General features: G+C 70.3%; 14 protein-coding genes. 6 read left to right on the forward strand and 8 right to left on the reverse strand.

Annotation, left to right across the window (positions count from 1 at the left end):
* Positions 1-135: 135 nt before the first annotated feature.
* The 4 genes from ACFYOY_RS05705 to ACFYOY_RS05720 all read right to left on the reverse strand — a co-directional run bounded on the left by ACFYOY_RS05705 (position 136) and on the right by ACFYOY_RS05720 (position 5,606).
* Positions 136-1,125, reverse strand: a complete 990-nt coding sequence (locus tag ACFYOY_RS05705; protein ID WP_351883524.1) for a hypothetical protein — start codon at positions 1,123-1,125, stop codon at positions 136-138.
* 394 nt (positions 1,126-1,519) lie between these two features.
* The gene (locus ACFYOY_RS05710) at positions 1,520-2,215 is read right to left on the reverse strand and encodes a DUF4232 domain-containing protein (protein WP_351883522.1); all 696 of its coding nucleotides are present in this window, start codon (positions 2,213-2,215) and stop codon (positions 1,520-1,522) included.
* A gap of 132 nt (positions 2,216-2,347) precedes the next feature.
* Positions 2,348-4,312, reverse strand: a complete 1,965-nt coding sequence (locus tag ACFYOY_RS05715) for a BTAD domain-containing putative transcriptional regulator (protein ID WP_351883520.1) — start codon at positions 4,310-4,312, stop codon at positions 2,348-2,350.
* Between the two features lies 1 nt (position 4,313).
* Entirely contained in the window at positions 4,314-5,606 is a 1,293-nt protein-coding gene (locus ACFYOY_RS05720) for a M18 family aminopeptidase (protein WP_059143800.1), read from the reverse strand.
* Between the two features lie 183 nt (positions 5,607-5,789).
* Here ACFYOY_RS05720 and ACFYOY_RS05725 point away from each other — a divergent pair, with 183 nt between their 5' ends.
* Positions 5,790-6,545, forward strand: a complete 756-nt coding sequence (locus ACFYOY_RS05725) for a TNT domain-containing protein (RefSeq protein ID WP_351883518.1) — start codon at positions 5,790-5,792, stop codon at positions 6,543-6,545.
* A gap of 17 nt (positions 6,546-6,562) precedes the next feature.
* The gene (locus ACFYOY_RS05730; protein WP_351883516.1) at positions 6,563-6,931 is read left to right on the forward strand and encodes a hypothetical protein; all 369 of its coding nucleotides are present in this window, start codon (positions 6,563-6,565) and stop codon (positions 6,929-6,931) included.
* Positions 6,932-7,054: 123 nt separating this feature from the next.
* Here the strand turns inward: ACFYOY_RS05730 and ACFYOY_RS05735 are convergent, their stop codons facing one another.
* Positions 7,055-8,881 (reverse strand): acyl-CoA dehydrogenase, encoded by a 1,827-nt coding sequence (locus ACFYOY_RS05735; RefSeq protein ID WP_351883514.1) that lies wholly within the window; start codon positions 8,879-8,881, stop codon positions 7,055-7,057.
* 138 nt (positions 8,882-9,019) lie between these two features.
* Between ACFYOY_RS05735 and ACFYOY_RS05740 the strand changes: the two genes are divergently transcribed.
* Positions 9,020-9,517, forward strand: coding sequence for an SseB family protein (locus ACFYOY_RS05740; RefSeq protein ID WP_014053638.1), 498 nt, complete (start codon positions 9,020-9,022; stop codon positions 9,515-9,517).
* 110 nt (positions 9,518-9,627) lie between these two features.
* The gene (locus ACFYOY_RS05745; RefSeq protein ID WP_351883512.1) at positions 9,628-10,599 is read left to right on the forward strand and encodes a pirin family protein; all 972 of its coding nucleotides are present in this window, start codon (positions 9,628-9,630) and stop codon (positions 10,597-10,599) included.
* A gap of 92 nt (positions 10,600-10,691) precedes the next feature.
* Here ACFYOY_RS05745 and ACFYOY_RS05750 read toward each other — a convergent pair whose 3' ends face one another.
* Positions 10,692-13,127, reverse strand: a complete 2,436-nt coding sequence (locus ACFYOY_RS05750; protein WP_388585294.1) for an SdrD B-like domain-containing protein — start codon at positions 13,125-13,127, stop codon at positions 10,692-10,694.
* Positions 13,128-13,660: 533 nt separating this feature from the next.
* On the opposite strand from ACFYOY_RS05750, the gene ACFYOY_RS05755 reads away from it, so the two are divergent.
* On the forward strand, positions 13,661-14,353 hold the full coding sequence (locus tag ACFYOY_RS05755) for a hypothetical protein (protein WP_388585004.1): 693 nt from the start codon (positions 13,661-13,663) through the stop codon (positions 14,351-14,353).
* A gap of 7 nt (positions 14,354-14,360) precedes the next feature.
* On the opposite strand, the gene ACFYOY_RS05760 is transcribed toward ACFYOY_RS05755, so the two are convergent.
* Positions 14,361-15,704: a nitrous oxide reductase family maturation protein NosD gene (locus tag ACFYOY_RS05760; protein ID WP_388585007.1), complete on the reverse strand. Its 1,344-nt coding sequence runs from the start codon at positions 15,702-15,704 to the stop codon at positions 14,361-14,363.
* Between the two features lie 67 nt (positions 15,705-15,771).
* Between ACFYOY_RS05760 and ACFYOY_RS05765 the strand changes: the two genes are divergently transcribed.
* Positions 15,772-16,923 (forward strand): Dyp-type peroxidase, encoded by a 1,152-nt coding sequence (locus ACFYOY_RS05765; protein ID WP_388585010.1) that lies wholly within the window; start codon positions 15,772-15,774, stop codon positions 16,921-16,923.
* 46 nt (positions 16,924-16,969) lie between these two features.
* Here the strand turns inward: ACFYOY_RS05765 and ACFYOY_RS05770 are convergent, their stop codons facing one another.
* Positions 16,970-19,165 carry a SpoIIE family protein phosphatase gene (locus tag ACFYOY_RS05770; protein WP_351883504.1) on the reverse strand — a complete coding sequence of 732 codons (2,196 nt, stop codon included), beginning with the start codon at positions 19,163-19,165 and terminating at the stop codon, positions 16,970-16,972.
* Positions 19,166-19,280 lie beyond the last annotated feature (115 nt).

The raw sequence follows: 19,280 nt of genomic DNA on the forward strand, positions 1-19,280 counted from the left end.
CGCGGGTTCTCTGGGCGATTCGGATGCGCTGGCACGTACACCATTGCAGCACGGGATCATGAACATGCCGAGCGACACGTCCACACCCCCGAGGTGGACGTGCCGCTCGTTGCAGGAACCGGGGTCAGGAACGCATCAGTCCGTGAACTTCAGCGGCCGGTAGGGCTTGTACTCGCTGCCCGGCTCCAGTCCGTAGCGACGGGTCGTGTGATCCGTCCCGAAGTCGCCGCGCTGCTCGTAGGAGGTGTACGAGGTGCGGGCGGCGTCGTTCCACTTCTCGAACATCACGACATGGCGGGTGTTGTTGTTCCCGGAGGCGTCGATCAGCAGATCCCCGGGCCGGAGGTCGTTGAGGGCGATCGGCTTGGTGAGGCTGGAACCGGTGAGGCCCACGGTGTTGGTGCCGGGCGCCTGCAGGCCCAGCGCCATGGAGACATAGCCCGAGCAGTCCTGGCGGTAGCCGTCCTTCCAGACCTGGGCCTGGCTGTAGGGCACCCGGCCGCCGTTGTTGGCGGTCAGCCAGGTGGCGGCCCGCTGCAGCGCCTCCGCGCGGGTGCCGCCGGTCTGCGGCGGCTTCGGCGGCTCACCACCGCCGTTCTGCACCGGGACGCCGGGCAGCGAGTCCTGCGGGATGTCCACCGCGACGACGGTCACAAAGCCGTTGACCGGCCCGGTGATATGGGCCATGTAGGTGGAGCAGGCCCCGTCCTCGCAGACCTTCTTGCCGGTGTTGACCTGGTAGTCGGCGGTGATGCGGTCCTGGCCCGGGGCGTCCTTGTTGAGCATGCCGACGGACGGGGAGCCGGTGTCGGCGCTCTGGTGGACCACCCAGCGGGTGCCCCAGGTGGGGAAGGCGGCGGTGGCCGCGGCCTTGGTGCCGAACTCCCCCGTGGTCGTCTTCAGTTTGAGGGCGGCGGCCCCGCCCTGGGCCGATGTGGTGTCGCGGGTCGTCACGCCCTTCTCGGCGACTTTCCCGGCCCTCGCCGCCTTGGCGTCATGGCCCGCGGTGTCGTCCGAGCCCGAGCAGCCCACGAGTCCGGTGGCGCCGATGCCCGCCGCGGCGATCGCGGGGACCACCCTGCGCAGGAAGATCCGGCGTCGGCCGCCGCTGGTGGAGTGCGTCATGTCTGGATTCCCCCTTGATGAGAGCGCCGACGGCGGACGTCGGCACGGCTCGGTCGAGGCCGCCGGGCCGTTCGCCGCGGCGACGGGAACCACTGTGGGCCGCGGGACGGGGCCTTTCCGGGGCCGAGCCGTCCTTTGGGACGTCCCATCCGGGCGCGCCCCTGATGACCTGCCAAGACGCCCACGGGAAGGGCCAGGAGCGGGACAGGGAGGACGGTGCCCTGGGACATGACGAGACGGCCCCCGCCGAGGCGGGGGCCGTCCGGGGCAGGTAGCCGGGGGGAGGCGGCTACCTGCCCGGCTGAGTGGCTCGGAATCGAGCGGTCACCGGAGTGGAAGGTCGAGCGGTCACCGGAGAGAGGGCCGAGCGGTCACCGGAGAGAGGGCCGAGCGGTCACCAGAGCAGGGCGTCGGACGCGTCGCTCTGCCAGTAGCCGACCTCCGTCCCCTCCCCGACCTCCACCGAGTCGCCGGGGAGGTCGACGGCGCGGCGGCTGTCCTCGCCCGGGAGGGAGACGGTCAACCCGGTGGCCTTACGGCCGTCGGCGGCCGGGGCGCCCGTCGCGGAGGTGGTCAGGCCCGCGTAACCGCTCTCGCCGGGCGGCAGCGTGACGACCGTCTGGGGCCGGGACTCCTCGTCCTGCGGCACGACCGCCCGCCCGTCGTCGAACCGCACCACAGGGGAGCCGACGAGACGGCAGGTCACCCCGGACTGGTTGGTGATCTCCAGCAGCAGATGGTTGGCCGGCCGGGGCACGGAGGTGACGCTCACCGACATCGTGTCGAGACGGCAGACGCCGGTCTCGCCCTCGACGCCGCTGCCGGCCCCCAGACCGCCCTGGGCCCCGGCGTCGGCACCGCCCGCCACCGTGTCCCGCGCGGCCTGCTGGGCGCCGCCCTGGAGGCCTTCCTCGTTGGCGGTGGGGACGGCCGAGGCCATGCTCTCGGCCTTGCCGGCCGTCTTCACGCCCGACGCGTCGGCGGTGCCGCACGCCGCGAGGGTGATGCCCGCGGCGACGACCGTAAGGCCGGCCGCGACCGAGCGCAGGGTGCCGGCGCGGTGGGCGAGGCGAGCGGTGGTGAGCGGCATGGCGGGTCTCCCCTCAGCGGGCGTTCGGGCGTTTTCCGGTACGGCTCAAGCCTGTCCGGACCCGCTGCCGTTCGGCTGGTGAACGGCTGCCGCCCGCTAACGTCCCGCTAACGCCCCGCTGTTCACCGCTGCTCAGGCCCCCTGTGACGGTTCGCCGGAGGCCCCGCCGGACGCCTCGCCGGGGGTCTCGCCGCGCCCGCTCCCGTCGCCCTGGGCGAAGAGCTTCACCAGGTCGCTCATGACGTAGCGGTTGGTGGCCTCCTCGTCCAGCAGGTGCATCTCCGCCAGCCGCTCCAGGGAGTCCTGGATCAGCTCGGGGTCCGCGCCCGACAGCGCGGCCGCCTCGGCGGTGTTGACCTCCCGCGCGAAACCGGTGCCCAGGGCCCGCAGCAATTGCGCGTCGTCCGCCGAGAGCCGGGCCACGGAGTTGCGCAGCGCGGCGGCCACTCCGGTGTCCTCCGCCGACAGCAGCGCGAGCCGGCGGCGCTCGTCGCGCAGCGCGGTGGCCAGCCGGGCCAGCCGCCAGCGGGGCCGGGCCATCAGCTGGGCGGAGGCGGCGCGCAGCGCCAGCGGCAGCCCGTCGCACAGGGCCACCAGCTCCCGTGCGGCCTCCGGGTCCTCGGCGACCCGGGCGGGGCCCAGCAGCGCGCCCAGCAGGGCCACCCCGTCCTCGGTGCCGAGGGCGTGCAGCCGTACGGGGCGGGCGGCGTCGGTGGCGATCAGCCCGTCCAGCCTGCTGCGGCTGGTGACCAGAGTGGCGCAGTGGGGTCCGCCGGGCAGCAGCGGGCGCACCTGGGCGGAGCTGCCCGCGTTGTCCAGCACCACCAGCAGCCGGCGGCGGGCGGCCAGCGAGCGGTACAGCGCGGACGCGGCCTCGGTCGAGGTGGGGATCTGCTCGGCCGGGGTGCCCAGGGCGAGCAGGAACTCGCGCAGCACCTCGGCGGGCACCGTCGCCTCGCCGCCGCTGAAGCCGCGCAGATCCGCGAAGAGCCGTCCGTCGGGGAAGGCGGCGGCCTGGGCATGGCCCCAGTGGACCGCCAAACCGGTCTTGCCGACCCCGGCGGGCCCGGTGAGCAGCGCGATGCCGCCCTCCTGGGGATAGCCACCGGAGCCGCCCGCCGCGCCGCCCTGGGCCGGTTCGGCGCTGCCCCGGGTCAGCCGGGTCAGCTCGGCCAGCTCCGCGCCCCGGCCGTGGAAGCCCGCCGGGGGCCGGGGGAGCAGCTCGGGTACGGGCGCGGCGGCCGACGCGGCGGCGGCCACGGACTGCGGATGCGACGGGGCCGACGGCACCGAGGGGCCCGGCGTTCCGGCGCTCTCGGCGGCGCCCTGCGGCCCGTCCGCCTCGGGCGCCGCCCGCAGGATCTCCTGGTACGCGGCGCTCAGCCGCTGGCCCGGGTCGACCCCCAGATCGTCGTCGAGCAGCTGCCGGGTGCGGTGGAACCAGGCGATGGCGTCGGACTGCCGTCCGGAGCGGTACAGCGCCAGCATCAGGGCGGCGATCAGCCCCTCGCGCAGCGGGTTGGCGACGGCGGCGGGATGCAGGGCGCGCACCGCCTCCTCATGCTCGCCCAGCGCCTTGTGCGCCCGTGCCAGGGCCTCCACGGCGCTCAGCCGACGCTCCTCCAGGGCGTGCGCGGCGGCCGCGAACGGCGGGCTGGCCACGGTCCCGGTGAGCGCCGGGCCGCGCCACAGGCCGAGCGCCTGGCGGAGCAGCCGGACGGCCTCGCCGGGGGCGGACTCCGGGCTGGCCTGGGCGGTCAGCTGGTCGAAGCGCTGGGTGTCGATCAGCGCCTCGGGGATGCGCAGCAGATAGGCGGAGCTGTGGGTGGCCAGCTCGACACCGTGGTCCTCGGCGCCGCCCTCGGCCAGGGCGGCGCGGAGCCGGGAGACATGGCCCTGGATGACGGTGCGGGCGTGGGCGGGCGGCTCGTCCTCCCACAGGCTGGTTATCAACTGCTCCACGGACACCGTCGCGTTGGGCCGCAGCAGCAGCATCGCCAGCACGCTGCGCCGTTTGGCGGGCCCCAGCGGAAGCTCGATGGGCGCTGTCGGCGGTCCCGCGATGACGGTCACCGGTCCGAGCACGGAGAAGTCCAACTCAGCCCTCCAGAAAGGCGTGCAGTGCCTTGGCCAGCAGCCGCGGGTCCTGCACTCCGCACAGTTCCCGTGCCGAGTGCATGGACAGGATCGCGATGCCGATGTCGACGGTGGCGATGCCGTGCCGGGCGGCGGTGATCGGACCGATCGTGGTGCCGCACGGCATCGAGTTATGGGAGACGAAGCTCTGCCAGGGCACCCCGGCGCGCTCGCAGGCGGCGGCGAAGACGGCCCGCCCGGCGCCGTCGGTGGCGTATCTCTGGTTGACGTTCACCTTCAGGATCGGGCCGCCGTTGGGCCGTGGGTGGTGGCCCGGCTCATGGCGCTCGGCGTAGTTGGGGTGGACGGCGTGGCCGGTGTCGGAGGACAGGCAGACGGTGCCCGCGAAGGCGCGGGCCCGGTCCTCGTACGCACCGCCACGGGCGAAGACCGAGCGCTCCAGCACCGTGCCGAGCAGCGGGCCGTCGGCGCCGGTGTCGGACTGGCTGCCGTTCTCCTCATGGTCGAAGGCGGCCAGTACGGGGATGTACGGCAGCTCCTGACGGGAGGCGGCGGCGATGAGCGCGGCCGTACCGGCGTGCACGGAGACAAGGTTGTCCATCCGCGGACCGGCGAGCAGTTCGCGGTCCCGGCCGAGGTAGGCGGGTGGCTCGACGCTGTGCGTCATCAGGTCCCAGCCGGCGATCTCCTCGGCCGCGACACCGGTCTCCTCGGCGACGAAGCGGATCAGGTCGCCCTCCTCGACGCCGCCGAGCCCCCAGATGGGCGTCATATGGCGCTGCTTGTCCAGCTTGAGGCCCTCGGTGTTGACGGATCGGTCGAGGTGCACGGCGAGCTGCGGCACTCTCAGCAGCGGCCGGTCGATGGTGACGAGATGGTGTGAGCCGTCTCGTAGGGAGATCCGGCCGGAGAGCCCGAGGTCGCGGTCGAGCCAGGTGTTGAGCAGCACCCCGCCGTAGACCTCGACGGCGATCTGTCTCCAGCCGTGCGCACCGGTGTCGGGAATCGGCTTGACTCGCAAATTGGGAGAGTCGGTATGAGCACCGACAATTCGATACGGAGTGGCGGGGTCCGCCCCCTCCGGTACGTACCACGCGATGATCGCACCGCCCCGCAGCACGAACCGACCACCGGCCGCGCCGTCCCAGGACGCCGTCTCCTCGATCCGCTGGAACCCGGCCTTCTCCAGCCGCTCCGCGGCGCTCGCCACAGCGTGGTACGGCGATGGGCTGGCGCGGAGGAAGGACATCAGGTCATCGGTGTGGCCGCGGTCGATGCCGGGTTGTGCGCTCATGTGCTCAGCATAGATTCGCCGGGGGTGGCTCGCCCTGGTGCGGGTCGTGGCATCCATCTGTGGGGCCACGTTGATCCAATCTGATGAAAGCACGTCAGGTAAGGCGAGAATTCGGGAGAATCGGTCGATATTCCCCGTGTACCGAGCAACGCCGCACTGAGTCGTAACTCAAGGGGATACCGGATGCGCGTTCTTCGCCACCTGCTTGTCGTTCTGGGGTCGCTGCTGCTGCTGTGCGCAGGCGGACCTGCCATGGCCAAGCCCGTCACGGATTTCGCCGCGGGGCTGTCGCCCGTGGCCGCCCCGGAGCCGGCAGCCGCGCCCTCGCCCGGCCCGCGTCCGGGGAACGGCGGGGACGGTGAGGGCAAGGGCCACCCTCCCTGTCCGACCATGGACCGCATCGGGGGGACCAGCATTGCACCCAACCCGCCGCGTGAGCGCTACTACCAGGGCGACTGGCGGCTCGGCCCCGCGGAGCTCCCCCGGTACGGAGCGATCGGGCGGATGCTCGAAGGCTATGAACGGCTCGACCACTTCCCCACCTCCTCCGCGTTCCTGGACTGCTACTGGAACGAGCAGACCAGCGGCTGGTGGTTCCCGTACCCCGACGGCTGGGTGCTGCTCAACGGAACGCCGCTGCACACCACGATCAGGCTGAAGGTCGGTCAGAAGGTCGATCTCTTCGGGAGCGGTTTCGGCCACTTCCTCGCCCCGGCGGGCACGCCCTACGAGGAGCGCGCGCTGCCGCCCAGCAACCTCAACACGATCGACCCGGCTTATCCACACGGCTATCACCTCTATGAGGTCACCGAGCCCTTCCTGGTCGAGGCCGGTCCCATCCGGCCCTGGTTCGGACAACCCGGCTTCGGGCTCCAGTATCTGACCGGTCCTTCGATCCCCCAGTTGGTCGCGGCGGGTAATCTGCGCGCACTCAACTGAGGGCGGATCCTGAACCGGTGGACAGAACGGAACTCGTCACAACCCTGCGCGACGAGCAGGTGCCGGACGCGCTGTACGACATCCCGGGAGTGCAGGACATTCCGGTCCAGCCGGACGCCTACTACTACCTGCGCCCCGCTCCGGACGGCGGCTGGGAGACCGGGCTGAGGGAGCGCTCCCTGGACCGGGACACCAGCCGGTTCGCCACGGAGGACGAGGCGTGCCGGGATCTGCTGGAGAAGCTGAGGGCCCGCCCGCGCCCGCCGGAGGGCGGGGGCGAGTCGGTCGATGAGCTCCTCGCCCAGGGCGAGGAGCTCCGGCGGTGGGCCCGGGAGGAGGTCGAACGGGCCCTGCGGGAGCGGCCGCCCGACGACGAGGAGCGGTGACGAGGAGCGGTGACGAGGAGCGGTGACGAGGGGTGGTGACGACGTCCGCGGGCACAGGCCAGGGGGCCGGCCGCCCCGCTGGAGGAGGGGACGGCCGGCCCCCTGGAGGAGGGAAGAGGGCCCTCAGAACGCGGACTCGTCCAGGTCCATGAGCCCCTTGTCGACCGACTCGGCCAGCGAGCGCTGCACCGAGACGCCCGGCAGCACCTCGTGGGCGAAGAACTTCGCGGCGGCGATCTTGCCCGCGTAGAAGGACCGGTCCTTCGTGGAGGCGGTGCCCACCTTCTCGGCGGCGACGGCCGCGCCCTTGAGGAGCAGGTAGCCGATGATCACGTCGCCGGAGGCCAGCAGCAGCCGGGTGGAGTTGAGACCGACCTTGTAGATCGAGCTGATGTCCTGCTCGGTGGCGGCCAGGTCGGTGAGCATCGCGCCGACGATCGCCTCCAGGTCCACCGCGGCCTGGGCCAGCTGGTCCCGGGCGGCCTCCAGCTCCTCGCCCCCGGCGGCCTCGGCCAGGAACTTCTTGATCTCCTCCGAGACGACGGTCAGGGCCTGGCCCTGGTCCCGGACGATCTTGCGGAAGAAGTAGTCCTGGCCCTGGATGGCGGTGGTGCCCTCGTAGAGCGTGTCGATCTTGGCGTCCCGGATGTACTGCTCCAGCGGGTACTCCTGGAGGTAGCCGGAGCCGCCGATGGTCTGCAGGGACTGCGCCAGCTGCTCGTACGCCTTCTCCGAGCCGTAGCCCTTGACGATGGGCAGCAGCAGGTCGTTGAGGCGGCTCAGGGCGGAGGCGTCTTCGCCCGCGGCCTCCTTGACCAGGATCTCGTCCTGGACGGATGCGGTGTAGAGGACCAGGGCGCGCAGGCCCTCCGCGTACGCCTTCTGCGTCATCAGCGAGCGACGCACATCCGGGTGGTGGGTGATGGTGACGCGCGGGGCGGTCTTGTCGGTGAAGGCCGCCAGGTCCGGGCCCTGCACCCGCTCCTTGGCGTACTCCAGGGCGTTGAGGTAGCCCGTGGAGAGGGTGGCCATGGCCTTCGTGCCGACCATCATCCGGGCGAACTCGATGATCTTGAACATCTGGCGGATGCCGTCGTGCTTGTCGCCCAGCAGCCAGCCCTTGGCCGGGTGGTCGGCGCCGAAGGTCAGCTCACAGGTGTTGGAGACCCGCAGACCCATCTTGTGCTCGACGTTGGTGGCGTAGACGCCATTGCGCTCGCCCAGCTCACCGGTCTCCCAGTCGAAGTCGTACTTGGGGACGATGAACAGCGACAGCCCCTTGGTGCCGGGCCCCGCGCCCTCGGGCCGGGCCAGCACGAAGTGGATGATGTTGTCGGAGAGGTCGTGCTCACCGGAGGTGATGAACCGCTTCACACCCTCGATGTGCCAGCTGCCGTCCTCCTGCTGGGCGGCCTTGGTGCGGCCCGCGCCGACGTCGGAGCCGGCGTCCGGCTCGGTCAGCACCATGGTGGAGCCCCACTGCCTGTCCACCATCAGCTGGGCGATCTTGAGCTGCTCCTCGGTGCCCTCGTCGTGCAGCACACCCGCGAAGGCCGGGCCCGAGGCGTACATCCAGATCGGGGTGTTGGAGCCGAGGATGGTCTCGGCCGAGCCCCACAGCAGCGAGCGGGGGCAGACCGTGCCGCCGAGCTCCTCCGGGACGCCCAGCCGCCACCACTCGGCCTCCATATAGGCCCGGTAGCTCTTCTTGAACGACTCGGGAAGCGGCGCCGTGTGGGTCTTGGGGTCGAAGACGGGCGGGTTCCGGTCGGAGTCGGTGTAGCTTTCGGCCAGCTCATGCTCGGAGAGCCGGGATATCTCCGCGAGCACGCTCTTGGCGGTCTCGACGTCCATCTCCGCGAACGGGCCGGTGCCGTACACCGTGTCGCGCCCGAGCACCTCGAAGAGGTTGAACTCGATGTCGCGGAGATTCGACTTGTAGTGCCCCATGGCGACGGCTCCGTAAGGGATCGGGAGGCCAGGACCTCTGCGTTGACGCGTATCAGATCAGCTGTCGCCATAATGCTACCCGTGGGTAATAAAGGGCAACCCTCAACCGGGTAACTGTGACTCAGTACGCTTCTTCGCATGTACGGCTACGACCAGAACGCGAGCGCAGGGCAGGGTTATGCCGCTCCGCCACCTCCGCCGCAACAGCAGCCGCATGCGTCACATCACGCGCAGGCGGGTGCGGGCTACGGCCAGCAGCCGCTCTACCCGGAGCCCTCGCCGCCGTCGCTCGCCGACGCGGTGCGCGCCTTCACCACCGGTTCGATGCCGGCCGAGGACTTCCAGCAGATCTTCGCGGGCTCGAAGGTCTACTGCCCGCGCGGTGACAACCCCGGCTTCCTGGCGCTGCACAACACCCAGCAGCCGGTGATCCCCATGTTCACCTCGCTCAAGGAGCTGCGGCGGTATGCGGGCAAGGAGTCCAAGTACTTCGTGATCACCGGCGCCGAGGTGATCGACCTGCTGCCCACCGGCTACGGCTTCGTCCTCGACATGGAGGGTGAGCACCGGATCGTCTTCGACGCGAAGGCGGTGGAGCAGATGGTGGACTTCGCGATGAGGCGTATGTACGGATAGGTCCGGATATCGCCGTTCGTCTCGCGGGGCGCTCGGGTGGAAATAAAGGCCCTCTTGCGAGTCGTTCACCATTCAATTAAGTTGAATGGTGAACGACCGAGGAGGCCGTCATGCCCGCAGTGACCGTAGAGAACCCGCTGACCCTGCCGCGCGTCGCGGCACCCGCCGAGGCACGACAGCGCCCCGTGCTCGCCGTCACCACCGCCCCCAGCGGTTTCGAGGGGGAGGGCTTCCCGGTGCGCCGGGCCTTCGCGGGGATCGACTACCAGCACCTCGACCCGTTCATCATGATGGACCAGATGGGCGAGGTGGATTACGCGCCGGGCGAGCCCAAGGGCACCCCCTGGCACCCCCACCGCGGCTTCGAGACCGTCACGTACATCATCGACGGGATCTTCGACCACCAGGACTCCAATGGTGGGGGCGGCACCATCACCAACGGCGACACCCAGTGGATGACGGCCGGCTCGGGTCTGCTCCACATAGAGGCGCCGCCGGAGTCGCTGGTCATGTCGGGCGGCCTCTTCCACGGTCTGCAGCTGTGGGTGAACCTCCCGGCCAAGGACAAGATGATGGCGCCCCGCTACCAGGACATCCGTGGTGGCAACGTGCAGCTGCTGACGACCCCGGACGGCGGCGCCCTGCTGCGGGTCATCGCCGGTGAGCTGGACGGCCACCACGGTCCCGGTATCACCCACACGCCGATCACGATGATCCACGCCACGCTGGCGCCGGGTGCGGAGATCGTCCTGCCGTGGCGCGAGGACTTCAACGGCCTCGCGTACGTCCTCGCGGGCCGCGGCACCGTCGGCACCGAGCGCCGCCCCGTTCAGGTGGGTCAGACGGCGGTCTTCGGCGACGGCGGCTCGCTGACCGTCCGCGCGGACGAGAAGCAGGACTCCCACACTCCGGAGCTCGAAGTCGTCCTCCTGGGCGGACAGCCCATCCGCGAGCCGATGGCCCACTACGGCCCGTTCGTCATGAACACCCGCAAGGAGCTCCAGCAGGCGTTCGAGGACTTCCAGAAGGGGCGTCTCGGTACGGTCCCGGCCGTGCACGGGATGTCCGAGGGCGGGATGTAAGGCTCGCCGGTACCACACGCGAACGAGCCCCGTCCGGATACGGACGGGGCTCGTCAGCGCTCATGGGCGGATCACCCACCGTTCAGCGTTGTTCAGTGTTGTCCGGCGCGACGCTTCCGGGTCATGAATGCGAATGCCGCGCCCGCACCGGCCAGCAGGGCACTGAGGGAGATGATCTTCAGCAGGCCGGACGTACCTGTGTTGGCCAGCGAACCACCGCCTCCGCCTCCGCCACCCTGGGGACCCGGGTTGTTGGGCGGCTCGGAAGCGGGCGGCTCATGAGTCGGCGGCTCGGAGGTCGGCGGCTCTGACGACGGCGGAGTGGGCGTCGGCGTCGGGGTCGGCGATTCCTCGGGGATGTGCACGCCGGCGTCGATCGTGTGATCGACCTCTCCCGGCTTGCCCGGCGCCGTGACAGGTGCGCGTCCATCGCACAGCCGTCCGGTCTTCGGCGGGGTCACATTCGAGTCATGTGCCCGGTTGCCACCGGCCCGCGGGAGCGTGAACCGCAGCTCGCTGGTCGGCGGCTGAGTCGGTACCTTGCTGGTGTCCGCGGTACACACATCGAACTCCACCGTGTACTTCGCACCCGGCTTGAGCTCGTAGGCGGCGCCGACTCCACCGAAGTAGTACTCGCCGGCGGCATCGGTCTTGGTTGTGGCGACCTGCTTGCCGTCGGCGTCCAGCAGGTTGATCGTCGCGTCCGGCAGCGGCACTTCGTCGGCACCCTCGGGATCCTGGATCCCATTGTGGTCGCCGTCGAACCACACCCGGTTGCCGATCTGGATCGGCGCGTTCGCCGCCTCATACGCGATATCGCCGAGCCCACCGGCCTTACCGAACCCGCTCTGTTCCTGACTGACGAACTGGTACGCGTTGGTGGCCGGAGCGTTGCCCGGGCCCTGACCGGTCGTGACGTCGTAGTAACCGGTCCCGGAGGTTGCGACGTTGACGGTCGGGTCGAATTCCGTGCTGACGACCCACTGCTGCTGCGGAATGTAGGCCACCGACCCCAGCGCGGTCTCCAGGTGCGCGCCGCGGAAGAAGTCGCCCGGGAAGTACTCGACGACACCGTTGCCCTGGCCGCCATCGGTGGCGGGGCCGGCGTGGTTGGGGCAGCTTCCGGTGCCTTCCCATGCGTATCCACCGGTGGGAGTGGCACAGGCCATGGTGATGTCGCCGCCGGCCATGCCGTTTTCCGGGGTGTTGTTGTTCGGCCTCGGGTCCAGTCCACCCCAGCTCACGACGTCCATGAACCTGTCGCGGAAACCGAGGATCATCGAACCGTCGCGGGTGAAGGCGAGAGAGGCGAGCTCCGGCTGCGGATCGATGAAGACGCTGCCCACCTTCCGTTCGTCCCATGTGGCCAGGGAGGTGTTCCACGGGTTCCAGTGGGTGGCCTGGACGACGTCGTCGGAACCGAAGACGGAGCCGCGCTTGGCGGTGAGCGGCTGGGTCAGCACGGTGTCGAACTGTTCGCCGTCGTAGGTGTAGACGACGGCTTTCAGGTCTTCGCGCTTCTGTGTGCTCTCCGCACTGCACACGCCACCGACATAGAGCTTGTTGTCGTGGGTGGACAGTGCGAACGGCCGCCAGTCGGTGGACCCCGCGCAGCCCGGGTCCGGAATACTCACCGTCGCCTTTGGCGCGGACGCGGTGGCCCCGGTCGCGTCGAAGCTGACCAGGCGCCGGGTCAGCAGGTTCACCGCGTACAGCGTCGAGCCGTCCTCCGACAGGGCCAGGCCGCCGATGCTCTCCTTGCCCGGCGCATTGGTGAACCCGGCGTCTTTGATCATGTTGCCGGCGTCGTGCGGCGTCACCGCGGCGCCCGGCACCTTCGCGAACAGGGTCGGCGCGCTCCCGCCGTCGGTCGGCGTGGTGTAGATCGCGTCACCTCCGTCCGGCCCGTACGGGGTGTACCGCCGGGCGAACGCGCCCTGGAACAGCCGCTTCCGGTGCTTGTCGTAGGCGAGCGCGAATGTCGTGCCCACCTGGTCCTGCGTGTTGAGCGTGGTCGGGCACGCCGTCTCGCCAGGACATGTACCTCGTTTGTCCGTCCCGAACGCCACCAGTGCCCGAGTGTCCTGCCCGTCGGCAGTGTTCTGGATCGGCACGAAATACCGGGTGTCCGGCAGCGCGTAGTCAGCCGGATTCCAGACCCCGGTGATGACCGAGTCGTCCTTGCCGCCCGACACATCCACGAACGTCGTGAAGCTGTCGAAGTGGTTTTCAGCCGTCGAGGCGGGTGCCGCCTGCAGATACTTGTCGTACGGCGCCGGGATGGCGACATCGACGCGGTACTGGCCGCCGGTCAGTTCGGTCGACTTCGATACCACCACCTTTCCGGTGGCATCCGTGGTGCCGGTGACCCGATGGCCGGCAGAGTCCGACACCTCGACCTTCATGCCCCGCTGCGGCACATCCATGGTCGCGTTGATCACGCCGGTGCCGAAGAAATCCCGAAGCACCTGAACTGTCAGGGTTCCGTCGCCAGTCGAAGCGGTGGCGGTCCCGGCTGTCGCGCCCATGGCGCTGCCCAACAGCAAGACAGCGCACAGGCCCGCTCGTGCCAGCGGACCCGCATGCTTTCCGGCTGTCCGGCGTAAATCTCTACACACTTTTCGCACAGCCATCACACTCCCCTCGTGATGTGAACCGACCCACCCGTATTCAGCCGTGCATCCGCTTCCCGGCCCGGGTGTCACGTCGGCCATGAAAAGGGCCCACCGCTGTTCGGTGGGCCCGGTCGTTCTTGGTCGTCTTGGCGGATGGAGCAAATTCAGGGACTCGGGAATGCCTTCCCCAGGCCAGTCGCACTTGTCCTCGCTTCCTCACACGGAAACAGCACAAAAGTCTGAATAGTCATCCTGAACCGCCCTACCAGGGACGATACTGTACCGGTTGGTCGCCAAGATCGGGGGGAGAGCAGAGGATGAATGAGCGGAAGAAATTAGCAATGCGCCGCGCGCGGAGTATGCCAATCAAGAAAGGTCTCTCGCGGCCCGCGGCCGGTCGGCGCCGATGGCTGCGGCCACGCTGGGTAGCAGTCGTCATCGGCGGTGTGGCCGTCGCGGTGACCACGTTCCTGGTCGCGAGCCGCGGCTCCGCTCCCACCGGCCCAAGGGAATTGACCTCGGACCAGGCGAGCCGTCTGGCGGTCACGCGGTTCCACAACTACCAGGCGGGCGGGCGCGCCGTGACGATCAACGTGCCGAACACCGCTGGCGGGCTGACCATCACCGGATCCGTCGACTACCGCCGCAAGATCGGTTACGGCACGGTGCACGGCACCGGGCGCGATACGTCCGGCGACGGGCTGATCCAGTGGACGGCCACCACCGTGTTCGTCCACCCGATGGCGAACACCCCGGCGAAGGCACCGGCACGGCCGCCGGCGTCGGGTTGGTACAGCCGTCCGCTCCAGAACTACGGCAGTTCGCTGGACAGTTCGCTGGCCATCGTGCTGAAGCTCGGCAGCGACCGGCCGGACAACGCCGAACTCCTGCCACAGAACGGTGCCGCCTGGGTGGGGCAGGACCGGTTGGACGGCCATGAGGTGGACATCATGACCGGGCCGAGCGCCCGTGCCACGTCCGGTACGCAGGGTGCCGTGCGCTACTGGATCGGCTCGGACGGCACCATGTACCGGGTTCGCGTCGGCGTGGCTTCCGCACCTCAGCCGGTGGTGATCGATTTCGACACCCAGAAGTACGTTCCGGTCCGGCCGGTGCCCGGAGCCACCCCGAAGCGGTAGCCGCCGCTCAAGGGGTCCGCACCCGCGCGTCCGCGGCGAGCAGTGACGTCGGCGGCAGCCGGATGCCCGCCGTTTCCGGCAGCGCCGGAACGGCCGGAACAGCGGTGGCGCCCGCGGTCGTGGCGTTCGGGAACTGCGGCTGTCGCTTGGGCGCCGCCACATCGGTGAACGGGATTCCGCCAGGTGCCGTCGGCTTCGCCCACGTGCCGGACGGCGAGGGCGACCGGGCGGGACGCGGGCAGGACGCCGTTGTCGCGAGCCGGGCGGGCACGGTCGTTCGGAGATCGTTGCCGCGCAGGCAGTTGCCCCGTCCCTTCGTGGCGGTGGGGAACGTCCAGCCGACGTCAACGCTGTTGGCGGCGAAAATGTTGTCCAGGATCCGGTTGCCGTCCGGCGATATGTCAGCGGTTGCGGTGATCACCAGCCCGGCGTTGCTGTTGCCGACGATTCGGTTGCGGATGAACTCGTTGTCGGTGCCGCCGTCGACGCCGATGCCGATGCCCCATCCACCGTCGGCCTGTTCGGGGGTGGCCGCCTGCTGGTTGGCCGCGATCAGGTTGCCCGCGATGACGGCATCCTGCTGCGGGAGCAGCTTCTCCTGGTGATCGGAGTTGGTGGTGAGTCCGACCCGGTTACCGACAAGGCGGTTACCGACCACGTACATGTCGCCACTGGCATTGGTGCCTTCGTAACCGACCGCGTTGAGTTCGGCGATGTTGTCCTGCACCACAATGCGACAGGGCTTGCACTGTCCGACATAGATCCCCGAGTCGGCCGAGCCTGACGTGTACGAGTGCTCGATGACACCGTTTTGCGCGGAGAACGCGTAGATGCCGTACAGCCCGTTGCGGGTCGCGGTCACGTGGGAGACCAGGAATGACTTCAGGAAGGTGACGGGTTCGTCGCCGGTGTCGTAGCCGCCGGACTGCCCCGGCATTCCGGCGGCCGCCTTCGCCGAACCGGTGACCAGGACCCCGTTCTGGGTGTTGTTCTCCACGGTCAGGTTCTCCACGGCCACCCCGGGGGCGGTGACGACGACGCCGTTCGGCTGCCGTAACCGCCCGTCGATGACGACCTTGTCCCGAGACTCGCCGCGAAGAGTGACGCGGGCCGTGGATATCTTCACCGACTCGTGGTACGTGCCCGGCGCGACCAGCACGAGATCGCCGGGCCGAGCCAGGGACACCGCGGCCGAGATCGTCGGGGCGTCGGCCGGCACCTTGATCGTGACGTGCGCACCGGACGGTCGCCGGCCGTGGTCCGATCCGTCATCGTCCGCGCCGCAGCCGACCAGTACGGGGGCCAGTGTTCCGAGCACCGCGGCCATCAGCCGAAGACGGAGACGAGGCATGGCCTCATCCTGGCACGGACACCGATGAAGTCGCAGGCGCCGGTACGGATATGGCACAGTTCACACTGTGTGCCAAGCCGACTCCCGCCCGTCACGCCGCGCGTTTCTCGGTGCCACCGGCACGGTGACCGCCGTCAGCCTCTCCGCCGGGTGCCAATCGCGTTCCGCCCCGCCGGACCGGTCCGATGCCCCTGCGCCGACCCCGTCGGTGTCACCAACGGGCCGGTACCAGGCTGGCATCACGCTTCCACAACCAGCCCAGCGGAACCTGCTGGCCGTGGTGGCCGACCTGGTTGGCGGCGTGCCTGTCCGTCCATTGCTGGCCGAACTCGGCGAGGCCATCCGCACCCTCACCGCGGGGACCGACGCACGGCTGATGGGCCTGGAGCCGGGAGATCTGACCGTGACGATCGGGGTGGGCCCCCGACTGGTGCGCAAGGTCGATCCCGCCCTGCCCGGCGCGAAGGACCTCCCACGGTTCTCCCGCGAACAGATCGCCTCACCGGCACGCGGCGGCGACCTGCTGATACAGATCTGCGCCGGCGACGCCTTGCTGATACCGGTCGTGGCTGCCGCGCTGCTGGACCAGGCCGGTGACCGGATACGGGAACGCTGGCGGCAGTCCGGAGGCCGCGGTTCGAACGTGCGGGTGGATCAGGGCCTTGCCGCGTCACGCAACCCGTTCGGTTTCGTCGACGGCATCGTGGGCCCCCATACGAGGGCCGAACAACAACGCGACCTGTGGCTGGCCGGGCCTGCTCCGGTCGCCTACGGCACCCTCGCCGTACTACGACGCATGGAACTCGACCTGCCACGGTTCGCCAAGCTGTCCGTCGCCGAACAGGAAGCGGTCTTCGGCCGACGGCGAGCCACGGGCGTACCCCTCTCCGGTGGCACGATCGCCTCGGGTCCGGACCTCGGCGCCAAAACGCCGGACGGACGCTACCTCGTCCCGGCAGACGCCCATGCTCGCAGAGCGCATGCCACCGCGGTCGGCGTCGGCCTCATGCTCCGTCGTTCCTACAGCATCGACGGACCCGCCCCCGGGCTGCTCTTCATGAGCTTCCAGAACGACATACGGACATTCACCAGCACCCTCACCCGTATGGACAATTCCGACGCCCTGCTGGAATACACGACCACGACCGCCAGTGCGACCTTCCTGATACTTCCCGGTTTCGACGAACAACACCCGCTTGGTTCCCGGCTCTTCCGCTGAACGGCCCGGCCGCCTCGGCAGCACCATCCCGGCCGGGGCGAGCTGATCACACGCGGGGAGCCGACCCGTCCGCCGCGGCCGGGCCCGACCCGTCCGGCCTCGCCTCGTGCAGCTCGTACCAGATGCATTTGCCGTCGCCGCGCGGATCCACCCCCCAGTTGTCGGCGAGCATCTCCAGCAGCAGCAGCCCGCGCCCCGACGAGGCCAGCTCGCCCGGCCGGCGGCGGTGCGGCAGCTCATCGCTGCTGTCGGCGACGTCCAGCCGCAGCCGCCGGGTCCCGTGCCGCCCGCTGACCTCGGCCACCAGCAGGGCGTCCCCGTCGGTGTGCACCAGGACGTTGGTGACCATCTCGGAGAGCATCAGCACCGCCGACTCCACCTGGTCCGGGTCCGCCCAGTCGTGCAGCATGTCGCGCAGCTGCTGACGGGTGCCCGCTATGCGCTCCGGCTCGGCCTGCGCGACCGTGACCGCGGTCCGCCGCACCGGCGCCGAACCGGGCCCGACCAGGCACACCTCCGCCTCCCGGCGGATCAGCAGCAGCGCTATGTCGTCCTCGCGCCGGTCCGCGAGCGGGCCGGTGGTGTGGTGGGAGGGCGGCCCGTGCACGGCCTGCACCAGGGAGTCGGCGAGGGCTTCGAGGTCGCCGGAGTCGAGGCCGTTGGAGGAGAGAGCGGCGGAGTCGTCCGTGAGGGTGGCGGGCCGCTCGAAGACCTTGCGGATCCGGTCCCAGCCGGTCTCCAGATCGTGCCCGCCGGTCTCGATCAGCCCGTCGGTGCACATCAGCAGCGTCTCGCCGGGCTCCAGCACCACCCGGGTGGTCGGATAGTCGGTGTCCGGGTCGATGCCCAGCGGCAGCCCGCCCGCCGTGGGCCTGACCATCATCGTGCCGTCGGCGAGCCGGACCGCCGGGTCGGGGTGGCCCGCGCGGGCGATGTCCAGGGTGCCGGCGACCGGGTCCACCTCCATATAGAGGCAGGTCGCGAACCTCGGGTCGTACCGGCCGCCAGGGCCGTCAGAGCCGTCCGGCGCCGACAGCCCGGCGAGGAAGCGGGAGGCGCGGGAGAGCACCGCGTCGGGGTGGTGCCCCTCCGAGGCGTACGCCCGGACCGCGATCCTCAGCTGGCCCATGATCCCCGCGGCGTGCACATCGTGGCCCTGCACATCGCCGATCACCAGCGCGGTACGGCCCGAGGGCAGCCCGATCACGTCGTACCAGTCGCCGCCGACCTGCAGTCCGCCGCCGGTCGGCACATAGCGCGCGGCCACCGTCAGCCCCGGGATATCGGGCTTGCTGGCGGGCAGCATCGAGCGCTGCAGCCCGTCCGCCAGCTCTCGCTCGGTCTCCTGGAGCGCGGTGCGGGACAGCGCCTGGGCCAGCATCCGCGCGATCGTGGTCAGCACCGAGCGCTCATCGGGCGAGAACGACACCGGATGGGCGAATCCGGCCATCCACGCGCCGATGGTGCGGCCCGCGACGATCAGCGGCAGAAACGCCCAGGACCGGCGCTTACGGGGCCGGCCGAGCGACCAGGCGGCCGGAAACCGGCCGCTGTACTCCTCCGGCGTGGGCAGATAGACCGCCCGGCCGGTGCGGACCACCTCGGCCGCCGGATAGTCCGTGCCCAGCGCGATGTCGTGAAAAGGGTGATCGGCCCCCGCCCGCGGCCCGTGGTGGCCGATCACCGAGATCCGCTCGCCCTGGACGCCGAAGACCGCGAGCCCCTCAGGGGAGAAGCCCGGCATGGACAGCCCCGCCGCGACCCGCAGCACCTCGGCGGTGGACATCGCCTCCGCCAGCGCCCGCCCCGCGTCCAGCAGGAACGCCTCGCGGTTGCGGCGCCAGTCGCCGGTGACCGGCGGGCCCGCGGCCGAGGTGCCGGGCAGCGGGTCGGGGACCTCCTGGAGGGTGCCGAGCAGGTAGTAGCCGTCCTCGCTGCCGCCCCGCGCTATCGGCCGGGACCGGGTGCGCACGGTCCGCAGCACGGTGCCCTTCTCGTCCACGACGCGCAGCCGGGCCTCGGCCAGGGTGCCCTCGGCCACCGCGAGGTCGACGATCGCCTTGACCTCCAGCCAGTCCGCGGGGTGGAAACACGCGCGGGCGGCGGCCTCGGGAAGGGTGATGGCCTCGGCGGGCAGGCCCACCAGCCGGGCGGCTTCCGCGTCATAGCTGACGGCGCCCGAGACGCTGTCCCAACGCCATAGGCCGGTCGCTATGGCGGCCAGCAGGTCCTCGGTGCGCATTGCGCTACCTTATGGGGATTTGCCAACCGCTTACCAGTGAGGGTCGCGGCGCCGGTAGGCTTGGCCGGAAGTTCACGAGGGTACGCACGCCTCCCGATCAGACGACTTGGATGAA

The sequence above is a fragment of the Streptomyces sp. NPDC007875 genome, assembly GCF_042868035.1.
Classification (GTDB): Bacteria; Actinomycetota; Actinomycetes; order Streptomycetales; family Streptomycetaceae; genus Streptomyces; species Streptomyces antimycoticus.